The following is a 17,792-nucleotide window of genomic DNA, read 5'->3' on the forward strand; positions in this document are numbered from 1 at the left end:
ACTTGGTTTGGGACTCCCACTCCATGAAACAGGAATTCTCTATGACGACACAAGCTGAAATCAAAACCAAAGCACCTATTGATTGGGTCACTATGATCTTTTTACTCACCTATCCACTGGTAGGGATCTTCGGAACTCTTTATTTATATCTTTATGATTCCATTCATTTGGCGACATGGGGATTGTTTATCTTTTATTTTTTTGCAACGGGAATGGGAATCACAGTGGGGTATCACAGACTTTTTTCTCACAAAGCCTACGATGCAAAAACTCCCGTCAAACTTTGGTTACTCCTTTTTGGAGCAGCTGCGTTTCAATCGACAGCTCTAGAGTGGAGTGAAGACCACCGCATCCACCATCGTTTTGTAGACACTGACAAAGATCCTTATTCCATCAAAAAGGGATTTTGGTTTGCTCATATAGGTTGGTTGTTTCGCAAAAGAAAGTATAACCAAAATGGTGTTCAAGATTTGGTAAATGACCCATTCGTACTTTGGCAACATAAACATTTTTATTCTATTTCAATCTTTATGTGTTTTATTCTTCCAGGGCTTATCTCTATGTTATGGGGTTCTTTTTTGGAAGGAATGTTTGTGGCTGGATTCCTTCGACTGTTTGTAGTGCACCAGTTTACTTTTTTTATCAACAGTGCCTGCCATGTTTGGGGAGAACGTACATTCTCTAAAGAACAAACAGCAAGAGACAATTGGATCATCGCCTTTTTTACGTTTGGTGAAGGTTTTCATAACTTTCACCATGAATTTCAATCAGATTATCGAAATGGAATCCGTTGGTTTGACTATGATCCTTCTAAATGGATGATAAAAGGTCTCTCTTATTTAGGATTAACTTATAACTTAAAGAAAGTTTCCGAAGAAAAAATCTTACAAAAAACAATGTTTTTAAAAGAAAAGGAAACACTGCATAAGTATTCTAATGTAAGTGAAGACAAACTTCGCACTTGGGAAGCACAGCTGGAAAAATTGAGAGAAAAAACCTTGTTAGAATACCAAAACTGGAAACAAGCAAAACAAACTGCAAACGAAAACGAAGCAGGTGTTTTCAGAAGAAACTTTGAACAAACAAAAGAAAACTGGGAAAAACTTCTAGGCAAACCTCTTTTTTCTTAACCACGGATTTCCCGAAAGATTTCTTTCGGGATACTTGGAACATCTCCAGGGCCAACTAACGGTAGATATACCATGAAAAGGGTTCGTCCTGGTGCAGATTCCACTTCAATTCTTCCTTTGTGTTTTTCGATAATACCTTTCACAATCCCAAGACCAAGCCCCGTACCTTCTCCTTGGTCTTTCGTTGTAAAAAACGGATCCCAGATTTTATCTTTGATCTCTGAAGGAATACCTGATCCGTTGTCTTCAAAACTAATTAATACATAATCTTCTCCAATCATTTTAGAGGAGATGGTAAGTTTAGGATGTTCTACCGTTTTCATTGCATGGATGGCATTGGTGATGAGGTTTGTCCAAACTTGGTTCAGTTCATCGATATTACAGCGAACCGGTGGGATAGTTCCGTAAGCTCTTTCAATTTCCACTCCGTGTTTGATTTGGTTTTGCATAATGACTAACGTGTTTTCTAAACCTTCATGAAGGTCAGATTCCGCATAGGATGCTTGTCCCAGGTGAGAGTAATATTTGAGTGCTTTGACAATCCTTACAATATTACGAATGGCATATTTGATGTTTTTGATATTTCTTTGTAAACTCAAAGTATTCTTTAACATCTCGAAGGTTTCTTTTCCACCGGCCTTCCAAATACGGATCAGTTCTTCTTGCATATGCAAAAGATGATGGTCAATGATAAAGGTTGCTAGATCCGTTGCATCATTTTCAGGGATTCCATCTTGGATAAATCGAAACTTGGTTTCTTTTTTGAGTTTGAATTTGTCTTTAGGATCGATCTTTGAGGCTGGATCTTCTTTCACAAAACTAAAAAGAATATCTAGGTAAATAGAACGAAAATCAGGATTCTGAATGAGTTGTGAAATATCTCCTAAATGTGATAATACATAAACTAAATTGGCATCTAAGTTATCTGCTGAACCATTGATGACAGCAGCAGGTGTATTGATTTCGTGCGCAATTCCTGCCACCATCACTCCAAGAGAGGCCATCTTTTCTGACTGCACCAAGTGGGCTTGTGTTTCTTCCAATTCTTTGGTTCGTTCTCTTACTTTTGCTTCCAAAGTTTCTGTTAAGTTTAACAACTGTTGGTAAATCATCGAGTTGGATAAAGACATAAGAGAAACCGAAAGAATTTCTAAAATGATTTCGATTTCTTCTATATCGTAAATTTTTCCTTCTTTATGTTTTCCCAGTAAGATAAAACCAACAAGACTTGATTTGATGGAAAGAGTTGCCACTAACTCTGATTTGGTTTCTTTAAAAAAGTCTAATGCTTGTTTTGCTATTTTTTCTTGGTTCGGAGATGTTGGTTGGAGAAAATTTTCTTTAATGTGGATTCCTTCTCGTTCGGAAAGCCAAAGCAAAAAAGGATTAAAAACCGGAATGGATGGTAAATCGGAAAATTTCTGGTCTTTGGATTCTAAAAATGGCCTCGGACGGAATTGTCCTTCTCTTTCATCCCAAGTATAAACTTGGGCAAACTCGGCAGGGATTTTGGATGTAAGGAACTGGCTAATGGTTTGGCTGATTTGGTCTGGGTCATTGAAGGAAATCAGTTCCTCTTTGAATTTTTCTAAGGCAAAAAGGTTTTGTACAAGTTCGTCTCTTTTTTTTGGTTTTTCTGCCTGCAGAGATTTCGGTTTTTTTCGCAAAAAGTACAAAAGAGAAAGAGTGAATATCCCTAAAAAAAAGGCAAACAAGGATAAGTTTTTTGCGGAGTCAATTTTGCTTAAGGTATAAGCAAAAACCAACCAACTAAAAGAAGTAAGGATTATGATTCCAAAAGGAAAGAAAACTTGTGTTTGCATGTCATCTATATAGAATGTAAGAACTAGATTATTTTGGTGCAGATTCTACTTGGGTAAAGAACTATTTACAATCGCTCGTATCTTCGGAGCCTATTACGAAATTTATTCGGAACAAACTTCCTATGCCCGCGCCGTACTTAAGGGCAAACTTAGGTTAAAGGATTCTGGGGAACGCCATCCCTTTGTTGTGGGGGATATGGTTATGGCCGAAAAATCTTCGGGAGAAGAGTGGGTCATTTTCGAACGAATGGAAAGGAAAAATTTTTTAACAAGGAAAAGTGATCGTGGCGATAGTCATGTGTTATGCGCAAACCTTGACCAAGTGGCCATCCTTGCCTCTTGTAAAGACCCGGAAACAAAACCTGGATTTATTGACAGGTTACTTGCTGCTTCGTATCAAACAGAAATTCCTCCGCTCATTATTTTTACAAAAAAGGATCTGGTATCTCCTGAAGAAATTGAAGATAGGGAAGTATATTATAAAGAGTTAGGTTATGAGGTGATGAGTGTCTCTCTCCTTTCGGAAGAATCCATCCAACCTTTATGGGAGAGGATTCGTGGGAAACGAACCTTTCTTTGTGGAAATTCAGGAGTCGGAAAATCAACTTTAATGAACCACCTCCATAAAAAGACAGTACAGAGAACCAACCTCGTCAGCGGTTCCACCAAAAAAGGAAAACATACCACAACCAATTCCTTCGCCTTATTTTTGGAAGAAAACACGGTCCTTATCGATTCACCCGGAGTCAAAGAATGGGGAATCTTACACCTGACACCTGTTGAACTTTGGGAAAGTTTTCCCGAATTACGAAAGATTAAAGAAACTTGTCAGGAAATTTATTGCTGTGAACTGGGTTCCGAATGTCCAATGCGAAAACACCTGAACGAATCTTTGGATGAAACCAGAAAAAAAAGTCTAGAATCCATGATTGAGAGCTTGGAGAACCCCCACAGGGTCACAAGAAGGGATCATTGGACCAAAGCTGTCACAAAAAGGTATTAGGGAAAAGAGTTGCCAAGCCCTCAGTTGTTATCTATTCTTAGAGTGTTATTTCCGGAGGAAGGAATATGAAACGAACAATGATCAATCAGTTGTCGGCATTGGGATTTGTGGCAGTATTTGCCATATTTTTTACTGCTTGCCAAAAAGATTCCAAGGAATCTGTAACAAACGTTACAGAGAAAACTGAACAAGTTAGTAATGTTGTTGTTGCTTTTGTAAAAGGTGATGTAGTTGTCATCCGCGAAAGTGGACAAGTGAAACCAAACTTAGGTGATGTATTAACTTCTAAAGATACGATCGTCACTGGCCAAAACGGTTCTGTGGAAATCCTTGTGGGTGAAGACGGAGTTCTTAAGTTAAACAAAAATACTTCTCTTAGTGTAAGCCAAGCGTTTGCAGCAAACGACGGATCTCGTGAAACAGAAGTTAACATGCAATATGGAAAACTTGTAACAGTTTTACGCAAAGAAAGAAAAACAGAATCTTTCAGTGTTGTCACTCCTACTTCGATTGCGGGTGTTCGTGGAACCATCTTTCTTACCAATGTTGAAAATCCATCTGCCAAAGGTGGAAACGTAGCTTGCGGATCTGGAAACTGTGTTGTTAAGTATACGGTTCTTGATGGTGCCGTTGCCATTCGCAAATCCAATTCAGAAAACGAAATCGTTGTCGACAAACAGAAAACAGCTGAAGTTGGTAATGAAACCAAACTTTCTGATAAAATGATCAAACCAATGGACAAACAATCTCTTTCCGAGATGAAAGAAATGTTGGCTTTTGAAAATACTAAGATGTTACAGTTTGAGTCTCTTGCGAATGAGCTAAAAACTAACAACGAAGAACTTCAAAAATTGAACATTGGTTCTTCGGCAGAAGAGTTAGAAAAAGCAGCTAGAACTCGTGAGATTACAAAATCAAAATCTGATGAAGTAATTAAAACGGCAAAGGCTATTGAAGATTCAAAATACATCAAAAAAGATGTTCAAAAAGATTCCCTAAAATTAGCTCCTAAAGAGAGTTTTGATAAGACGAAATGAGATATGTTTATTTACCGGTCCTTTGTTTTTTAGTCGGTTATTGTTCTTCGGTCACAAAGATCGAAACACTGAATCGAAGTTTTACAAAACCTAAGTTCATCACACCTCTTCCGGGTGAATCAGAACCCCTTCCTTCGGGTAGAGATTACAAAGAACGACTGGTAAATAAATCCACTCCTCATTTTTCCCTCCTCTGGAAACAAGTTCCAGAGGGGTTTTCCAAATCTGATTTATTATTACTAGAAGAAAAAATTCTTTTCCCACATAACAAACTAGGATTATATAAAAAAGCTCCTAAAAACCCAGATCCGAAATTTTTCGAATCCTCCGACTTAGATTTAATATTAGAATTAACTCTTTCAAAAATTGCGGAACGAATTTCCGTTGAGATCCAATACAAAGACCCTGTGCTTTCACAAAACTTTGGTAAGGCGATTTTTGTTTACCAAGAGAAAAAAGAGCCGGTTGTGAAATCGTTAAAATCCTTTGATGTGTTTCATGGCAAAAAACAACTCCAACCTTTAACAGGAACTGTCCCTTCTTATTACGCAGAAGTTTCTTCTCCTTCCGAAGATGACCTCCGCACTTATTTTACTTCTTCCTTACGTGGAAATGTTTCTATATTTTCCACTTCACCAGGAACCACTATTTATTTGGATGGGATCGAAGTGGGCAAAGCTCCCTTACTTTCTTACCAACTTATCAATGGCAAACATACCCTCTCCTTTTCCAAACCTGGTAAAGATCCAGTAAAACGAAATATCTTAATTCGCGCAGGAAAAACGACAAGGGTATTCCAAGAATGGAGTGATGATATTTCCCAAGGAACCATTGTGATCTCCAGTTTTCCTCCTGGCCTCGACATCATAGTAGATGGTCAGAAAAAAGGTAAAACACAATATGCGGAATCAGGTGTACCTTACGGTAGTTATCCGATCCAATTCATTCGTACACAAAACGACTCCCATTTTGAGTATGCAAAAGCTGGAATTAAAATTAGACCTAAACAAATTACATCCGTTGCTTTGCCTATTTCACTAGAAGATGGAGTGGGTTGGGAGTCGGAAGAGTTTTGGAACTTAACATCTGTTTCTCCAAACTTTTCAGCAACTTTCCCAGGCAAATTGACATTCGCAAAAAACAAGGACTTACCAAACGGTTGGTATGGAGTGTATTCCGAAGATTTGATCCCTGATTACCTGGAAGCTGAACTTGTATTGGACCTTATGAAAGATTTGAACGGTGCTGTTGGTCTTTCTTTTACCGATCATAACCAAAATGCAATTATCGTGTACGTAGACAAAACAGATTTCCATATTATTAAGTTTACTTCGGAAGAGAAGGAAGCACCTGTTCGTTCTTCCTATCGTTGGGACAAAGAAGATGAACTCAAAGGAAGAACAGTCAAACTTTCCACGGATATAGAAAAGAAAATGATTCGTTTGTCTCTGGGAAATAAAACTGTCGAAGAACTCCCTTGGAATTTTGAAACGTTTTGGAATTTAGGAGTTTTGACCCCGCATAACGCTCCCATTACGGGCACACCCCTTCGCGGTCTAAAAATAAGATATCCTGATATGGTTAAATTTGAGGAAAGGCTCCAAAAATGAGGCAACTTAGTTTTTTAATTATCACCTTTGTTCTGTTCGTTGGTTGTCAGTCTAGAGATTTTAAACCGGTCACTGTTAAAGATCCAGTTGTAGAAAAATCAGATATTTCCGATCGTCAAAAAATTGAAGAGGCTCGGGCACTTGTGGCAGAGGGAAGTAACGAGTTCCAAAAAGGAAATATGGACACTGCTTTGGAAAAAGCAAAAACTTCCATCCAAACCTTTGAACTCATTGATGGTTATTCTTTACTAGGTTCCTCCTACTATCAGTTAGGTGATTATGAAAATGCAAAACTTGCTTTCGAAAAAGGCAAAAACATAGAACCTAAAAATGAAAAACTACTGATTGGTCTTGGAACAGTGCAATCCACTTTGGGTGAAAACGAAGAAGCTCTATCTACCTACCAAACCTTAAGCCAACTCAAACCAGAAGAAACCATTTATTCATACAAAACGGGGATCCTTTTAAAAAACATAGGCCGATACCAAGAGAGCCTTGTAGTTCTGAAATCTTTGGAAACAAAACCAGAGTTTCCTTACCCGATTGAACTTCTGAACCAATTAGGTGATGTTTGTTTAGAACTAAAAAGATACGACGAAGCAGAGGCTTACTTTGCCAAGGCAGAAAAACTCAATCCAGAATTAAAAACTGCTAAAGATGCAAAACTTTCTACAAAGATTGCTTCACTCATCCAACGTGGTAATGATTTTTTAGCCAAAAAGAATTACGTTGAGGCCACTTCCGAATTTAAAAAAGCCACAGAATTACAACCTCAAAATGGATCTTTGTGGTCCTTCTTGGGAAATGCACAGTTATTAAATGGCAAACTGAAAGAAAGTGAAGAAAGTTTTAAAAAATCCATTTCATTTTCAGACACAAATCCCAATGCTTACGTTGGATTGTGTAATGTTTACATCCAAAACCATAACTATTCAGATTGTTTAAAAACCTCCAAACAAGCTAGCGCAAAAATTCCAAAAAATGCAGAAATCCGCAACAAACAAGGAATATGCGAATGGAAATGGGGTGAAACCAAAAAAGCCACTCTGAGTTTCCAAGATGCTTCGTCTTGGGATCCCAATTTTTTCGAACCTAAACTCAACTTAGCTTATGTGCTGATTGATTCTGGTCGTTTTGAGGAAGCTCTGGATGTACTAAAAAAAGCAGAGTCTCATCCCAAAGCAAAGAAGGAAGAGATTCGCAAAGCCAAAGTTTTAGCCGAATCACAAAAGTACATTGCTAGTGGTGATTCCTTCTTACGCCAGGGAAAAAGAAAACAAGCCTTTGATGAGTATGGAAAAGCGATGGGTGTCAATCCAGAAAATCCTGCTGCACAAAATGCATTTGGTCGGGCTTATTTTGCTTTTGGAGAATATAAAAAATCGGAAGGTTCCTATTTAGAAGCTTACCGAATGGATTCTTCAAACCCTGGTGCCTTACAAGGACTGGCTCGTGTTTATGCAAAAACTGGGGAATCCAAAAAAGAAAAGGAATTTATCAAAAAATTAGAAATCCTTTCGGCAACAGATCCATTTAGTGCCATCACTTTAGGACGGATTGCAGAAGATGCCAGTAAATGGGAAGAAGCTGAATCCATCTATATGGGACTAAAGAAAAAATTTCCAAACAATGATGCAGTTGATTACAGGTTAGGAAGTTTGTATTACAAACGTGCAGTAGAAGAGAACTCAAAAGAAAACTACACTCGCGCAAACGAGTTTATCCAAAAATCCAAAAAATATACAAAAGACATTCCGGAACTAATTGAAACGGAAAAGACAGTAGCAGAAAACTCGCGTTTTGCGGAAATCCTTCCTTACGTAAAAGAAGGAAATTCCTTCTTCAACCGTAAAAAATATTTGGAAGCAGTCACTCCGTATCAAAAGGCTTATGACCGAGTACCTAAGGCTTCCCTTCTTGTCAAAATTGCTGAATGTTATATTGAAAAAGGTGAGGAAGAAAAAGGTCTTTCTATTTTGGAAAATGCCGTTCGTTCGAACAAAGAAAATGCAATTTCCTTCAAAGAAGGGATCTACTCTTTTTACTATAAAAAAGGGGAACTTAAAAGAGCTGAAGATGGTTTTAACGATATTCTAAGAGAGAAACCAGATTCGTATTACGCCTATTATATGTTGGGTCTCGTGACCATGAAACGTAAAAACTACGAAGCTGCAATTGGTGATTTTGATCGTTCCATTTTAGTAAATCCGAATTTTGCGCCGAGTAATGTCGCTAAAGGTTTGGCATTTTATAAATTAAACCAGATGGATAACGCCAAACGGGAATTTGAAAAAGCAAGAGAAAAGGATTCTGAATTTGGTCTTTCTTCTTACAATTTAGCTATCGCTTATTTCAACGAAGACCTTACAAAAGAAGCAAAATCTATTTTGGAATCCATTCGCAAATCGGATCCAGATTTTATGGACGGTGAGATCCAGTTAGCATACATTTATTATAAAGAAAACAAATTAGAAGAAGCAGAAAAAATCATAGAACGTGTTCTGAAAGAAGATCCTTCTGCTGAGGCTTTATTCGCACTATTTCGAATTTTAGATGCCAAACAAAAACAATCTCCCTCTGAAAAGCTGAAAACAAAACGAAACCAAATAAAAGAGAAAATTTTACGCGAATACGGCGAAACCAAATACGCAAGGTTACTTCCTTCTGATGCATTGGATGATGAACCACTTCATGTAACAGACCTCAATCTTTCTGGAACTCCGGTTTCTACTCCTATTATTTATCCAAACCGGATTATTGTAAATTATGGATCCGCAATTGTTGGTTATGACCGTGTTACAAAGGAACTTGTTTGGAAACAATACACATCTACTCCGTATCAATTGTTAGTTGCAGGTAAAGAGCTTGTTGGAATTTCCAACGATACAGCCACCAAAATTTATCCTGAATCAGGAAAGATGACTTTTAAAAAACAGATATTAGCTGGATGGAAAGTCAAACAAGGAACAGCTGATGCGAATGGTTTTTTCCTTCTTCTAGAAAAAGAAAAGGGATCAGACCGAAAGATTGTTAAAACAAATCCAAATTTGGAAATTGAAGAAGAATGGAATGGAAATGATTTTTTAAGTTTTTCTTATACGACAGAAGGAAAACTTTTTGTCCTACGTGATTTGAAAAAAGAATTTCAATTGCAAGTATTTGCGATTGGTTCCAGTGCCAATTCCGATAAGGACAAAAAATTATCAAATCCTGTGGCCAAAAAGGATACAAAAGAATCAGCACAAATCATCGGGTGTTTGGAAGATTCTTGTTTGGTTCAATTCGGAAGCCATGTTTACGAAGGAACCGAAAAAGCAAAACTGTATTCCCTTGGAAATACAGAGTCCATTCGTTCTGTTGTTAAAAATCCAGAGTCATTACTCATCAATACGGAAAATACCACCTATCTTTGGAAAGGTGGATCTAAGTGGAAGGATTCCTACGCCATTCAAGGAGATTTTTATTATCCATTAGATGGACTTGTAGTAGAAGGTCGGTCGAAAGAACTACTACTCATCAAAGGAAGTGAAAAAACTTCTGTTCCTTGGAAAGGTGACCGCGATGGCCTTCGTATCAGTACGGTAACTGTCGACTAACGGCAACCAAATTAGCCTCTAAGTAAGAGGCATTGGTTCTTACTTAGAGGGTGATGGAGAAATTCGCTGGAAAGACTTTCCTCTTATCATTTTATTTTGTTTTAGTTCGATTTATATAATAGATTCGTTTTCCTTCGTTTCTTTTTTCTGCTTCGAAAAAGGAAATAGGGAAACCTGGTCTTTCAAATTCGTATTCTTTTTTATCCCAAACAAATTTAGGAAATTTTCTAAATAAAGAAATGGTTCGCCTCGCATACGGGCCATAGTCGGTGGCAAACAACAACTGGCCACCTGGTTTCAATAGATCATATATTTGTTCGAGCATATGCTCTTGCATGAGTCTGTTTTTCCGGTGTTTTTTCTTCGGCCAAGGATCTGGGAAGTTGATGATAATTTTGTCAAAAATTTCCTTTTCAAGTAATTCATCGAAAAACCATTGGAAGTTAACGGTCATATAGCGGATATTATTCAAACCTAACGTTTGCCGTTGTTTTTCGGTATGGATGATTCGGTTTACCTTTTTTTCCATCAACAGATAGCCTGTTTGGTGGTCATTCTTTGCCAATTCTATGGCAACTTCACCCCATCCTGATCCAAGTTCTAAGACAAAGTTTTGGATCTTCTCTGGGAAAGATTTTTTTAGGTCGATTTTTTTTCCCCGCTCTTTAGGTTGCAGGAGGTAGTCTGATTGATAGGAAGTCTTGGTAGTAAACTTCCAAAGTTTTTCTTGGATTTCTGGGCTAACTAACAATTGCATTCCTTCCGATGATGTATTGTCAGGATTTTTAAAAGGAACTAGATGAAAATAACTCTTTTTGGTGTTCGCGGTTCTCTACCCACACCGATTTCAAAACCGGAACAACGGGAGAAAACTCTAAAGATTCTCCAAATGGCCAAAGAAGAGTGGCAAAAGGATCCCGCTTCTTTTTCGGAAGAGGAGTTTTTAAATCATTTACCCATTCCTCTCTCCCAAGATTTGGGAGGGAATACGACTTGCGTATTCATTGAAGGAGATGGTGGTGAAAAAGTCATTTTAGATATGGGGACGGGACTTCGGGTTCTTGGTAACCAAATGGCGACCCAAGCATTTAGTGGGGAAGAAATGGACATTCATATTTTGGTTTCTCATACACATTGGGACCATATCCAAGGTTGGCCTTTTTTTAAACCAGGGTATTCACCATCTTGTAATATTCATTTTTACTCATGTATTGAGAATTTGGAAGAACGGTTAATCCGCCAACAACATCCTGAAAATTTTCCCGTGACCTTGCAGCAAATGGCCGCAAAAAAACACTTTCATCTTTGGAAGGAATTCGAGTCGTATTCGTTAGGTGGTCTAAGGATCATTCCTTTTGGATTACGCCATCCAGGGTCTTGTACTGGTTATAGAATCCGCGAAGGAAATAAAATTTTCTTATTTTGTACAGATGTAGAATACCGAGAAGAAGATAGAGAACATCTACTCAAAATGAAACCCCAGATTGCTGGAGCCGATCTTATCATTATCGATGCGCAGTATAGTACCGCAGAGGCTGAAAAAAAAATAGGTTGGGGTCACACTGCTGTCAGCAAAGCTGTTGAGTTTGCAGAAATGATGGAAATTCGTTCTGTGGTTCTCACCCACCATGAACCTGATCACACGGACCATGAAGTGGCACGGATTATTTTAGATGAAGCTAGGTTAATCAAACCTGGCGGCATGCAGGTTCATATTGCCCATGAAGGGCAAAAATTAATTCTTTAGTTTGTAATTGATTTTCGAATAACGTTTGTATAGAGGCAAGAAACAAACATTAATATAAATTGAATTTTAAAATTTATTCATTGATCAAGTAATTGGAATGATATCCCTTTGCATCTCCAGACCAAATGGGACAATCTAATTTTAAATCGGCATACCAATGGATTTGGTATGGTTTTGCAAAAAACAATTGGATAAAAAATCTTAAAAACGAAGAAATGTTTTCCAAAGCGCTCATTGTTGCAATTGGTTTTGTTCGTTTTACAAGAAGTGAACATTTTCCTTCATTAAAATATAAAACTTCCCTTTTCGGAATTGTATAACCAGAAGTAGGTTCTTTTTCCCAATCCAAAACTTCAACATGTTCTACAGTACCTTCCAAAACCAGATGGCCCGTATTATCAATGACAGCGACTCGTCTAAAAAAACTTCCTGGAAAATCAGGTGTGCCAATAAACCCACCAGTAAAAATTCGATATCCATCCTTTGTGATCGATCTTACCAGTTCCCATTTTTTTGAAAATTGATACACTGGTTCGTTTGTTAAAATATGTTCCAAACCACCAACACCTTTGATCTCTTCGGTGATTTCCTTGTATCGAATGGTTCCTGTTACTTGAGAGTAGGAAAATGGAATGTCTGCTTGGACAAATTTTCCATCATCTTTTAATGGATACCTTCCTTGAGAGATGGGAACAGAACCACGTCTTGGTTTATAATCTAATTTAATTTCCCAATCCCCATAGTTCATATAAAACGAATAGATTCCGTTTTTGTATTCCATCCAGTTTTCTCCACTCCTTTGGTAAAACTGGCCTTTTCTAAATTCATATTCATCTGAATCAAATTCACGAGTGGAATAAAAAACTGGCTGGTCTTTTGGTTTTAAAAGTAGAGATATACCATTGTTATGTGAACCGGGGCCAAAATTACTAACCAGGAAGGTGGCAAAAAGATTGTATTTCTCATTTCGGAAAGTGAAGTTCCAGGCCTGAAGATAACCTTCATCAGGGAAGTGTTGGGTTTTAAAATCTTGGGAGAATAAACTCACCGTTGTTAGGAGTGAAAATAAAAGGGTAATCCAAGTCAGTCGAAAGATTTGCCGAAACACCGGCAAATCCTGTCGGGTATTCAAAAAGAATCAAGATATTTCTTAGGGATTCCCTTTAAATGGAGACTGTGCTCGGTTCAGAAAGAGCAAATAAATCTCCGAGACAAACGAGCGAAAAGACGGGGTGTTCTGTATTACCGATTTGTTTTAATCTTTCTCTTTCTTCTGCGATCCCATCAATATGAATCCAGGTTTCCGTCTGTTCTTCGGGCAAAATCCGACAAGCCACTTGGTATTCATAGGGGCCAAGCCTTGAGAAAAAAATTTGTACCGATTCAGGTGGGGAATCGGCCAAATGTCTACGGAAGGCAAACTGTTTGGATTTAGTTTCACCTCGCATTTCATAATAATGATTCAGAATTCGTAAGATATGTAAGAATTCATCTTTTTTTGTCACAAGCTCGCGCCAAAGGACTTCGGTTTCTTTCATATTTCTTGGGGGTAGAAGGAGATTGACTTTGGTTCTTAAAAAAGGATTCGCACTTGAAAAATACTTTCCCCTATCCAAGATGAACGAAACAGGCATGGTCACCGAGATATTAGAAATATTCTGGAAAGAGAAACTCCGGTTTGCCCAATACTGCTTTGATGAATTGGCTTCTTTGGATGCCAAGACCTTTGCCGAGAAAAGAACCAGTGGAAAATCTGCCGAATGGACTCTCCAACAAATGATCTCTTACGATCGCAATTTTAGTTTTTTCCTTCCACTCTCATTACGAATCAGCGGATTTTTCTTTTTTACGGCCTTCAGGGACCAAGACATTGAAAAAGACTTAGAAACCATTCGGGACAAATATAGACCTCCCGCTTTTCCAACTCATTTCTGGGAAATTCAGATTTCTAAAGCATCGGATCTCAAAATCAAAGCGACAGACCCAAAGGTAAAAGAACATTGTGAATCTTGGAAAGAGGTTCTCATTCGTTTGGAAGTTAAACTTTCTCAAGTTTCTGAACGAGATGCTTATAGAAAAAGATATACATCCCTTACGGGAATTCATACCATTTCAGGAGCGATCAATAATTCTACGGAATTTTGTCACTACATATGGAATTTACATATGGTAAATCCCACATAAACGTATTTATGCGAATCAAAAATTGAATGAGTTTAGGAGAAATCAATGGGAAAAATTAAAGTAAAAACACCGCTTGTTGAGTTAGACGGCGATGAAATGACAAGAATTATCTGGAAAGAAATTAAAGATCGTTTCATCTACCCTTATTTAGACATCACTTTAGAATACTATGACTTAGGTGTTGAATACCGTGACAAGACAGATGACCAAGTCACAGTCGATTCTGCTAACGCGATCAAAAAACACGGCGTGGGTGTTAAATGTGCAACTATCACTCCAAACGCTGACCGAGTAAAAGAATACAATCTAAAACAAGAATGGAAATCACCTAACGGAACTATCCGTGCCATCTTAGATGGAACTGTTTTCCGTAAACCAATCATCATCAAAAACATTCCAGCGGCAGTAAACTCTTGGAAAAAGCCAATTGCGATTGGAAGACATGCTTACGGTGATATATACCGTGACGTAGAAATCGCAGTAGATGGTCCAGGAAAAGTAGAACTTGTTTATACTGATGCTTCTGGAAAAGAAAAACAAAGATTACTTGTAAACGATTTTAAAGCGCCAGGTGTTGCTCTTGCGATGCATAACCTTGATGAATCCATCAAGTCATTTGCAAAGGCATGTTTCACTTACGCTATATCTGAAAAAATCAGCATCTGGTTTGCAACAAAAGATACGATCTCTAAAAAATACCATGCACGTTTCCGCGATATCTTTGATAACATGGCAAAAGAACAAGAAGCTGCTATGAAGGCTGCTGGTATTACTTATAGTTACTACCTAATTGATGATGCTGTTGCGCAAATCATGAAAAACGAAGGTGGACAACTTTGGGCGATGATGAACTACGACGGTGACGTTATGAGTGATATGGTTGCTTCTGGTTTTGGTTCTCTTGGACTTATGACTTCGGTTCTTGTGTCTCCAGACGGAAAATACGAATACGAAGCCGCACATGGAACTGTGACTCGTCACTACCGTAAATACCAAAAAGGAGAAACCACTTCTACAAACTCAGTGGCTTCTATTTTTGCTTGGACGGGAGCTCTTGCAAAACGTGGGGAACTAGATGGAACTCCAGAACTAGTAAACTTTGCAGTGAAATTGGAAGAAGCAATCATTGAAACTATCGAAGGTGGCGAAATGACAAAAGACCTACTTTCTCTTTCCACTGCAGCTAACAAAAAAGAATTGGATACTTTCCAATTTATGGAAGCTGTACAAAAACGTTTGGATGCGAAACTAAAATAAGATTCGTAAATTTCATACCCTGTCTTTTGGCAGGGTATGATGTTTTAACATAATATCCCTTCCTTTTTTCCCCTTTTTTTTAAATCAAATATTTCCTTGCAATTGGTCTGAGTGGTTGTAGATTCAATCTCCTTAATACTGAATAGAACATGGGATCACAGAAATTTTTAGAGATAAAAATTTTGTGAATTTCTGTTTCTGTGTTTCGTTTAAAAATTAAACAGAAGGTGACTCACTTTAAGTGAAGTTTGGAAGTCAAATAGGAAAATGATCGCTGAATTTATTGAATGGTATACGAATGAATTGCCTGGATTAAAATCTTCTGTCGAACTTTTCGATAAAGGGATTGGATATTTACAAAATCAAGGGTTTCAAATTGTACGAGTTAATATGGGAACACGTACCCTCCACCCGCAAGTGGAATCTTTGTCTTATACTTGGGTTCCTAAAAACAAAATCGAATATTTTGATGATTCCACAACTCCTTTATTACATTCAAGATCCACAATAGAATCTGAAAATGGATTTCTTCGGGAAGTGCGATTTCGATTGGGATCTTTGCAGACTTCTCAATTTGCTGTAAGTCCTGTTCAACATGTAATGTCTACCAAAAAGCCGTATTACTTTGGTTTTGCGGAAAATCAAGGAAAACCACGCCCTTATCCAATCCTAGATGATTTGGCTCCGCTCGGTGCTACAGGTTATTTAGCAGTTCCCATTTTACAAAAAGGGGTTAGTTATGCTTTTTTAAGTTTAGTGACAGACAAACCAAATGGTTGGTCTGACGAAGAACAAGGTTTTTTAAATCAGGTTTTAAAGATCCTGTCTTTGCAATGGATGAATTTCATTCAGAATGAATTAACGGAATCATTACTCAGTATATATTTGGGAAAACGAACCGGCTCTACGGTGTATTCGGGAAAAATTTATTTAGGGGAACTCGACAAAATCAAATCAGTGATTTGGTTTTCGGACATTCGTAATTATTCAGGGATGAGTGAAAAATTATCACCGCCGGAAATTATTCAGTTGTTAAATGATTATTTTGGTTTAGCTATTCCACTGATTGAAGCACATGGCGGAGAAGTATTGAAATTATTGGGAGACGGAATTTTAGCTGTATTTCCTTATTCCGAATCCAATAAAACCTTTGTTGGCAAAAAAGTCCTTCTCGCCGTTAGAAAGTTAGGTGAAAGTTTATTACAACACAACCAAACCAGAGAAAAGGATGAAAAACTTCCCATCCACCATGGAGTTGGTTTGCATTCCGGGGAAATCCTTTATGGAAACATTGGTTCCACAGAACGATTGGATTTTACGGTCATAGGAGAGGCAGTCAATTTAACGAGTCGCATTGCTGGGATGTGTGGGGAATTAGGGAAAGCAGTTTTGGCCTCCGAAAGTTTGGCAGAACAAATTCCTGTTCGTTGGGAAGAATTAGGGGAACACAAATTGAAAGGAATTAGTTCCCCAAAAAAGATATTTGCCATCTCCGAAAGAACGAAGCGGAAATGGTAAGATGAAATTTAAAAATTAAAATTTTAAATCAACGGACAATCACCCACTTGCCGGCTATCCAACTTAAATAGAGCGGAATGGAGGCTCCTTTTTTAGAAGTAAGGATGGGTTCTCCTTTATGATCGGTGACATTTAGGATTTGGTTGTTACACAGTAAGGTGAATTTGATATTATTTGTATCCAATTTCCAACTGGAACCAATGGCTTTTATCATATCGTTTATGGATTTAAGTTCCTCTGCTTCTACATACGGATAATAACGAACTTCTGAAGTGTCTTGTGCACGAAACTGGACCATCGAAAGTATTTTTTTCGGATCCTTTGTGTTTAAAGTTTTGGTAAGTTCAGTTGCAAACTCAATGGCCGAAGTTTCTTTTTCCTTTGTGAGTGAGATGATTTCTGCTTGTTTCCACAACTGACTTGGTGGAAGGAATGGCGGGTCAAATTCTAACTCAGTCCATTCTCCCAAGTTGGCATGTGTTTGGTCCGGCCACTGAAAGTGTTTTAGAGGAATTCCTTCGTCTGGGAACTGCCCTTTTTGACCTAACACAAGTTTGACTTCCGCTTCTTTTGGAAGACCTTCTTTTTCTTTCTGTTTGCCTTTGCGTTCTGACAGTCGAATTTTGATTTTGTTTTTGTTTTTCCCAGGTAAAATCCAGTAGTTGATGTCTGCTTGCCCAGAAGAATCTTCGTTAGATGATCCTCCTTTGACTTCATACCCATTGGCGTTTATCTCTAAATTAACTGAATTGTTTTTATAAGTGATGATATAATAACCTTCTTTGGGAAGTCCGAGAGAATTTGGATTTACTTCTCCAAAAATAGGCTGAATGCAGAGGGTTAAAACAAGAAAAAGGAACAAGATTCTTTGCATTTATGTTCTCCCA

The 17,792-nt window shown here is 37.8% G+C and carries 14 protein-coding genes; 9 read left to right on the forward strand and 5 right to left on the reverse strand.

Annotated elements, in window-relative coordinates:
- Window positions 1–41 precede the first annotated feature (41 nt).
- Window positions 42–1,130: an acyl-CoA desaturase gene (locus EHR07_RS14130; RefSeq protein WP_135745658.1), complete on the forward strand. Its 1,089-nt coding sequence runs from the start codon at window positions 42–44 to the stop codon at window positions 1,128–1,130.
- On the opposite strand, the gene EHR07_RS14135 is transcribed toward EHR07_RS14130, so the two are convergent.
- Window positions 1,127–2,953, reverse strand: coding sequence for a sensor histidine kinase (locus tag EHR07_RS14135; protein ID WP_135745659.1), 1,827 nt, complete (start codon window positions 2,951–2,953; stop codon window positions 1,127–1,129). The two genes, EHR07_RS14130 and EHR07_RS14135, sit on opposite strands and share 4 nt — an antisense overlap.
- A 49-nt stretch (window positions 2,954–3,002) precedes the next feature.
- Here EHR07_RS14135 and rsgA point away from each other — a divergent pair, with 49 nt between their 5' ends.
- The 4 genes from rsgA (at window position 3,003) to EHR07_RS14155 (ending at window position 10,199) form a co-directional block, all read left to right on the forward strand.
- Window positions 3,003–3,956: a ribosome small subunit-dependent GTPase A gene (gene rsgA, locus EHR07_RS14140; protein WP_135745660.1), complete on the forward strand. Its 954-nt coding sequence runs from the start codon at window positions 3,003–3,005 to the stop codon at window positions 3,954–3,956.
- Window positions 3,957–4,021: 65 nt separating this feature from the next.
- Window positions 4,022–4,993, forward strand: coding sequence for a FecR family protein (locus tag EHR07_RS14145; protein ID WP_135745661.1), 972 nt, complete (start codon window positions 4,022–4,024; stop codon window positions 4,991–4,993).
- Window positions 4,990–6,603, forward strand: coding sequence for an LIC10124 family lipoprotein (locus EHR07_RS14150; protein WP_135745662.1), 1,614 nt, complete (start codon window positions 4,990–4,992; stop codon window positions 6,601–6,603). Before EHR07_RS14145 ends, EHR07_RS14150 begins: the two co-directional genes overlap by 4 nt.
- Window positions 6,600–10,199 (forward strand): tetratricopeptide repeat protein, encoded by a 3,600-nt coding sequence (locus EHR07_RS14155; protein WP_135745663.1) that lies wholly within the window; start codon window positions 6,600–6,602, stop codon window positions 10,197–10,199. The genes EHR07_RS14150 and EHR07_RS14155 overlap by 4 nt, the downstream gene beginning before the upstream one ends.
- Window positions 10,200–10,290: 91 nt before the next feature.
- Here the strand turns inward: EHR07_RS14155 and trmB are convergent, their stop codons facing one another.
- Window positions 10,291–10,950 carry a tRNA (guanine(46)-N(7))-methyltransferase TrmB gene (gene trmB, locus EHR07_RS14160; RefSeq protein ID WP_135746303.1) on the reverse strand — a complete coding sequence of 220 codons (660 nt, stop codon included), beginning with the start codon at window positions 10,948–10,950 and terminating at the stop codon, window positions 10,291–10,293.
- A 48-nt stretch (window positions 10,951–10,998) separates the two neighbouring features.
- Here trmB and EHR07_RS14165 point away from each other — a divergent pair, with 48 nt between their 5' ends.
- Entirely contained in the window at window positions 10,999–11,946 is a 948-nt protein-coding gene (locus EHR07_RS14165) for an MBL fold metallo-hydrolase (RefSeq protein WP_135745664.1), read from the forward strand.
- A gap of 73 nt (window positions 11,947–12,019) precedes the next feature.
- Here EHR07_RS14165 and EHR07_RS14170 read toward each other — a convergent pair whose 3' ends face one another.
- Together EHR07_RS14170 and EHR07_RS14175 are read right to left on the reverse strand one after the other, a co-directional pair.
- On the reverse strand, window positions 12,020–13,054 hold the full coding sequence (locus tag EHR07_RS14170) for a hypothetical protein (protein WP_238776686.1): 1,035 nt from the start codon (window positions 13,052–13,054) through the stop codon (window positions 12,020–12,022).
- A gap of 55 nt (window positions 13,055–13,109) precedes the next feature.
- Window positions 13,110–13,484, reverse strand: a complete 375-nt coding sequence (locus tag EHR07_RS14175) for an LIC_13246 family protein (RefSeq protein ID WP_135745665.1) — start codon at window positions 13,482–13,484, stop codon at window positions 13,110–13,112.
- 79 nt (window positions 13,485–13,563) lie between these two features.
- Between EHR07_RS14175 and EHR07_RS14180 the strand changes: the two genes are divergently transcribed.
- The 3 genes from EHR07_RS14180 to EHR07_RS14190 all read left to right on the forward strand — a co-directional run bounded on the left by EHR07_RS14180 (window position 13,564) and on the right by EHR07_RS14190 (window position 16,905).
- Window positions 13,564–14,130: a hypothetical protein gene (locus EHR07_RS14180; RefSeq protein ID WP_208739859.1), complete on the forward strand. Its 567-nt coding sequence runs from the start codon at window positions 13,564–13,566 to the stop codon at window positions 14,128–14,130.
- A gap of 45 nt (window positions 14,131–14,175) precedes the next feature.
- Window positions 14,176–15,387: an NADP-dependent isocitrate dehydrogenase gene (locus tag EHR07_RS14185; protein WP_135745667.1), complete on the forward strand. Its 1,212-nt coding sequence runs from the start codon at window positions 14,176–14,178 to the stop codon at window positions 15,385–15,387.
- A 267-nt stretch (window positions 15,388–15,654) separates the two neighbouring features.
- Complete coding sequence (locus EHR07_RS14190) at window positions 15,655–16,905, forward strand: adenylate/guanylate cyclase domain-containing protein (protein WP_135745668.1); 1,251 nt, start codon at window positions 15,655–15,657, stop codon at window positions 16,903–16,905.
- A 28-nt stretch (window positions 16,906–16,933) separates the two neighbouring features.
- Here the strand turns inward: EHR07_RS14190 and EHR07_RS14195 are convergent, their stop codons facing one another.
- Window positions 16,934–17,779 carry a hypothetical protein gene (locus EHR07_RS14195; protein WP_135745669.1) on the reverse strand — a complete coding sequence of 282 codons (846 nt, stop codon included), beginning with the start codon at window positions 17,777–17,779 and terminating at the stop codon, window positions 16,934–16,936.
- Between the last annotated feature and the right edge of the window lie 13 nt (window positions 17,780–17,792).

The organism is Leptospira bandrabouensis (assembly GCF_004770905.1).
Classification (GTDB): domain Bacteria; phylum Spirochaetota; class Leptospiria; order Leptospirales; family Leptospiraceae; genus Leptospira_A; species Leptospira_A bandrabouensis.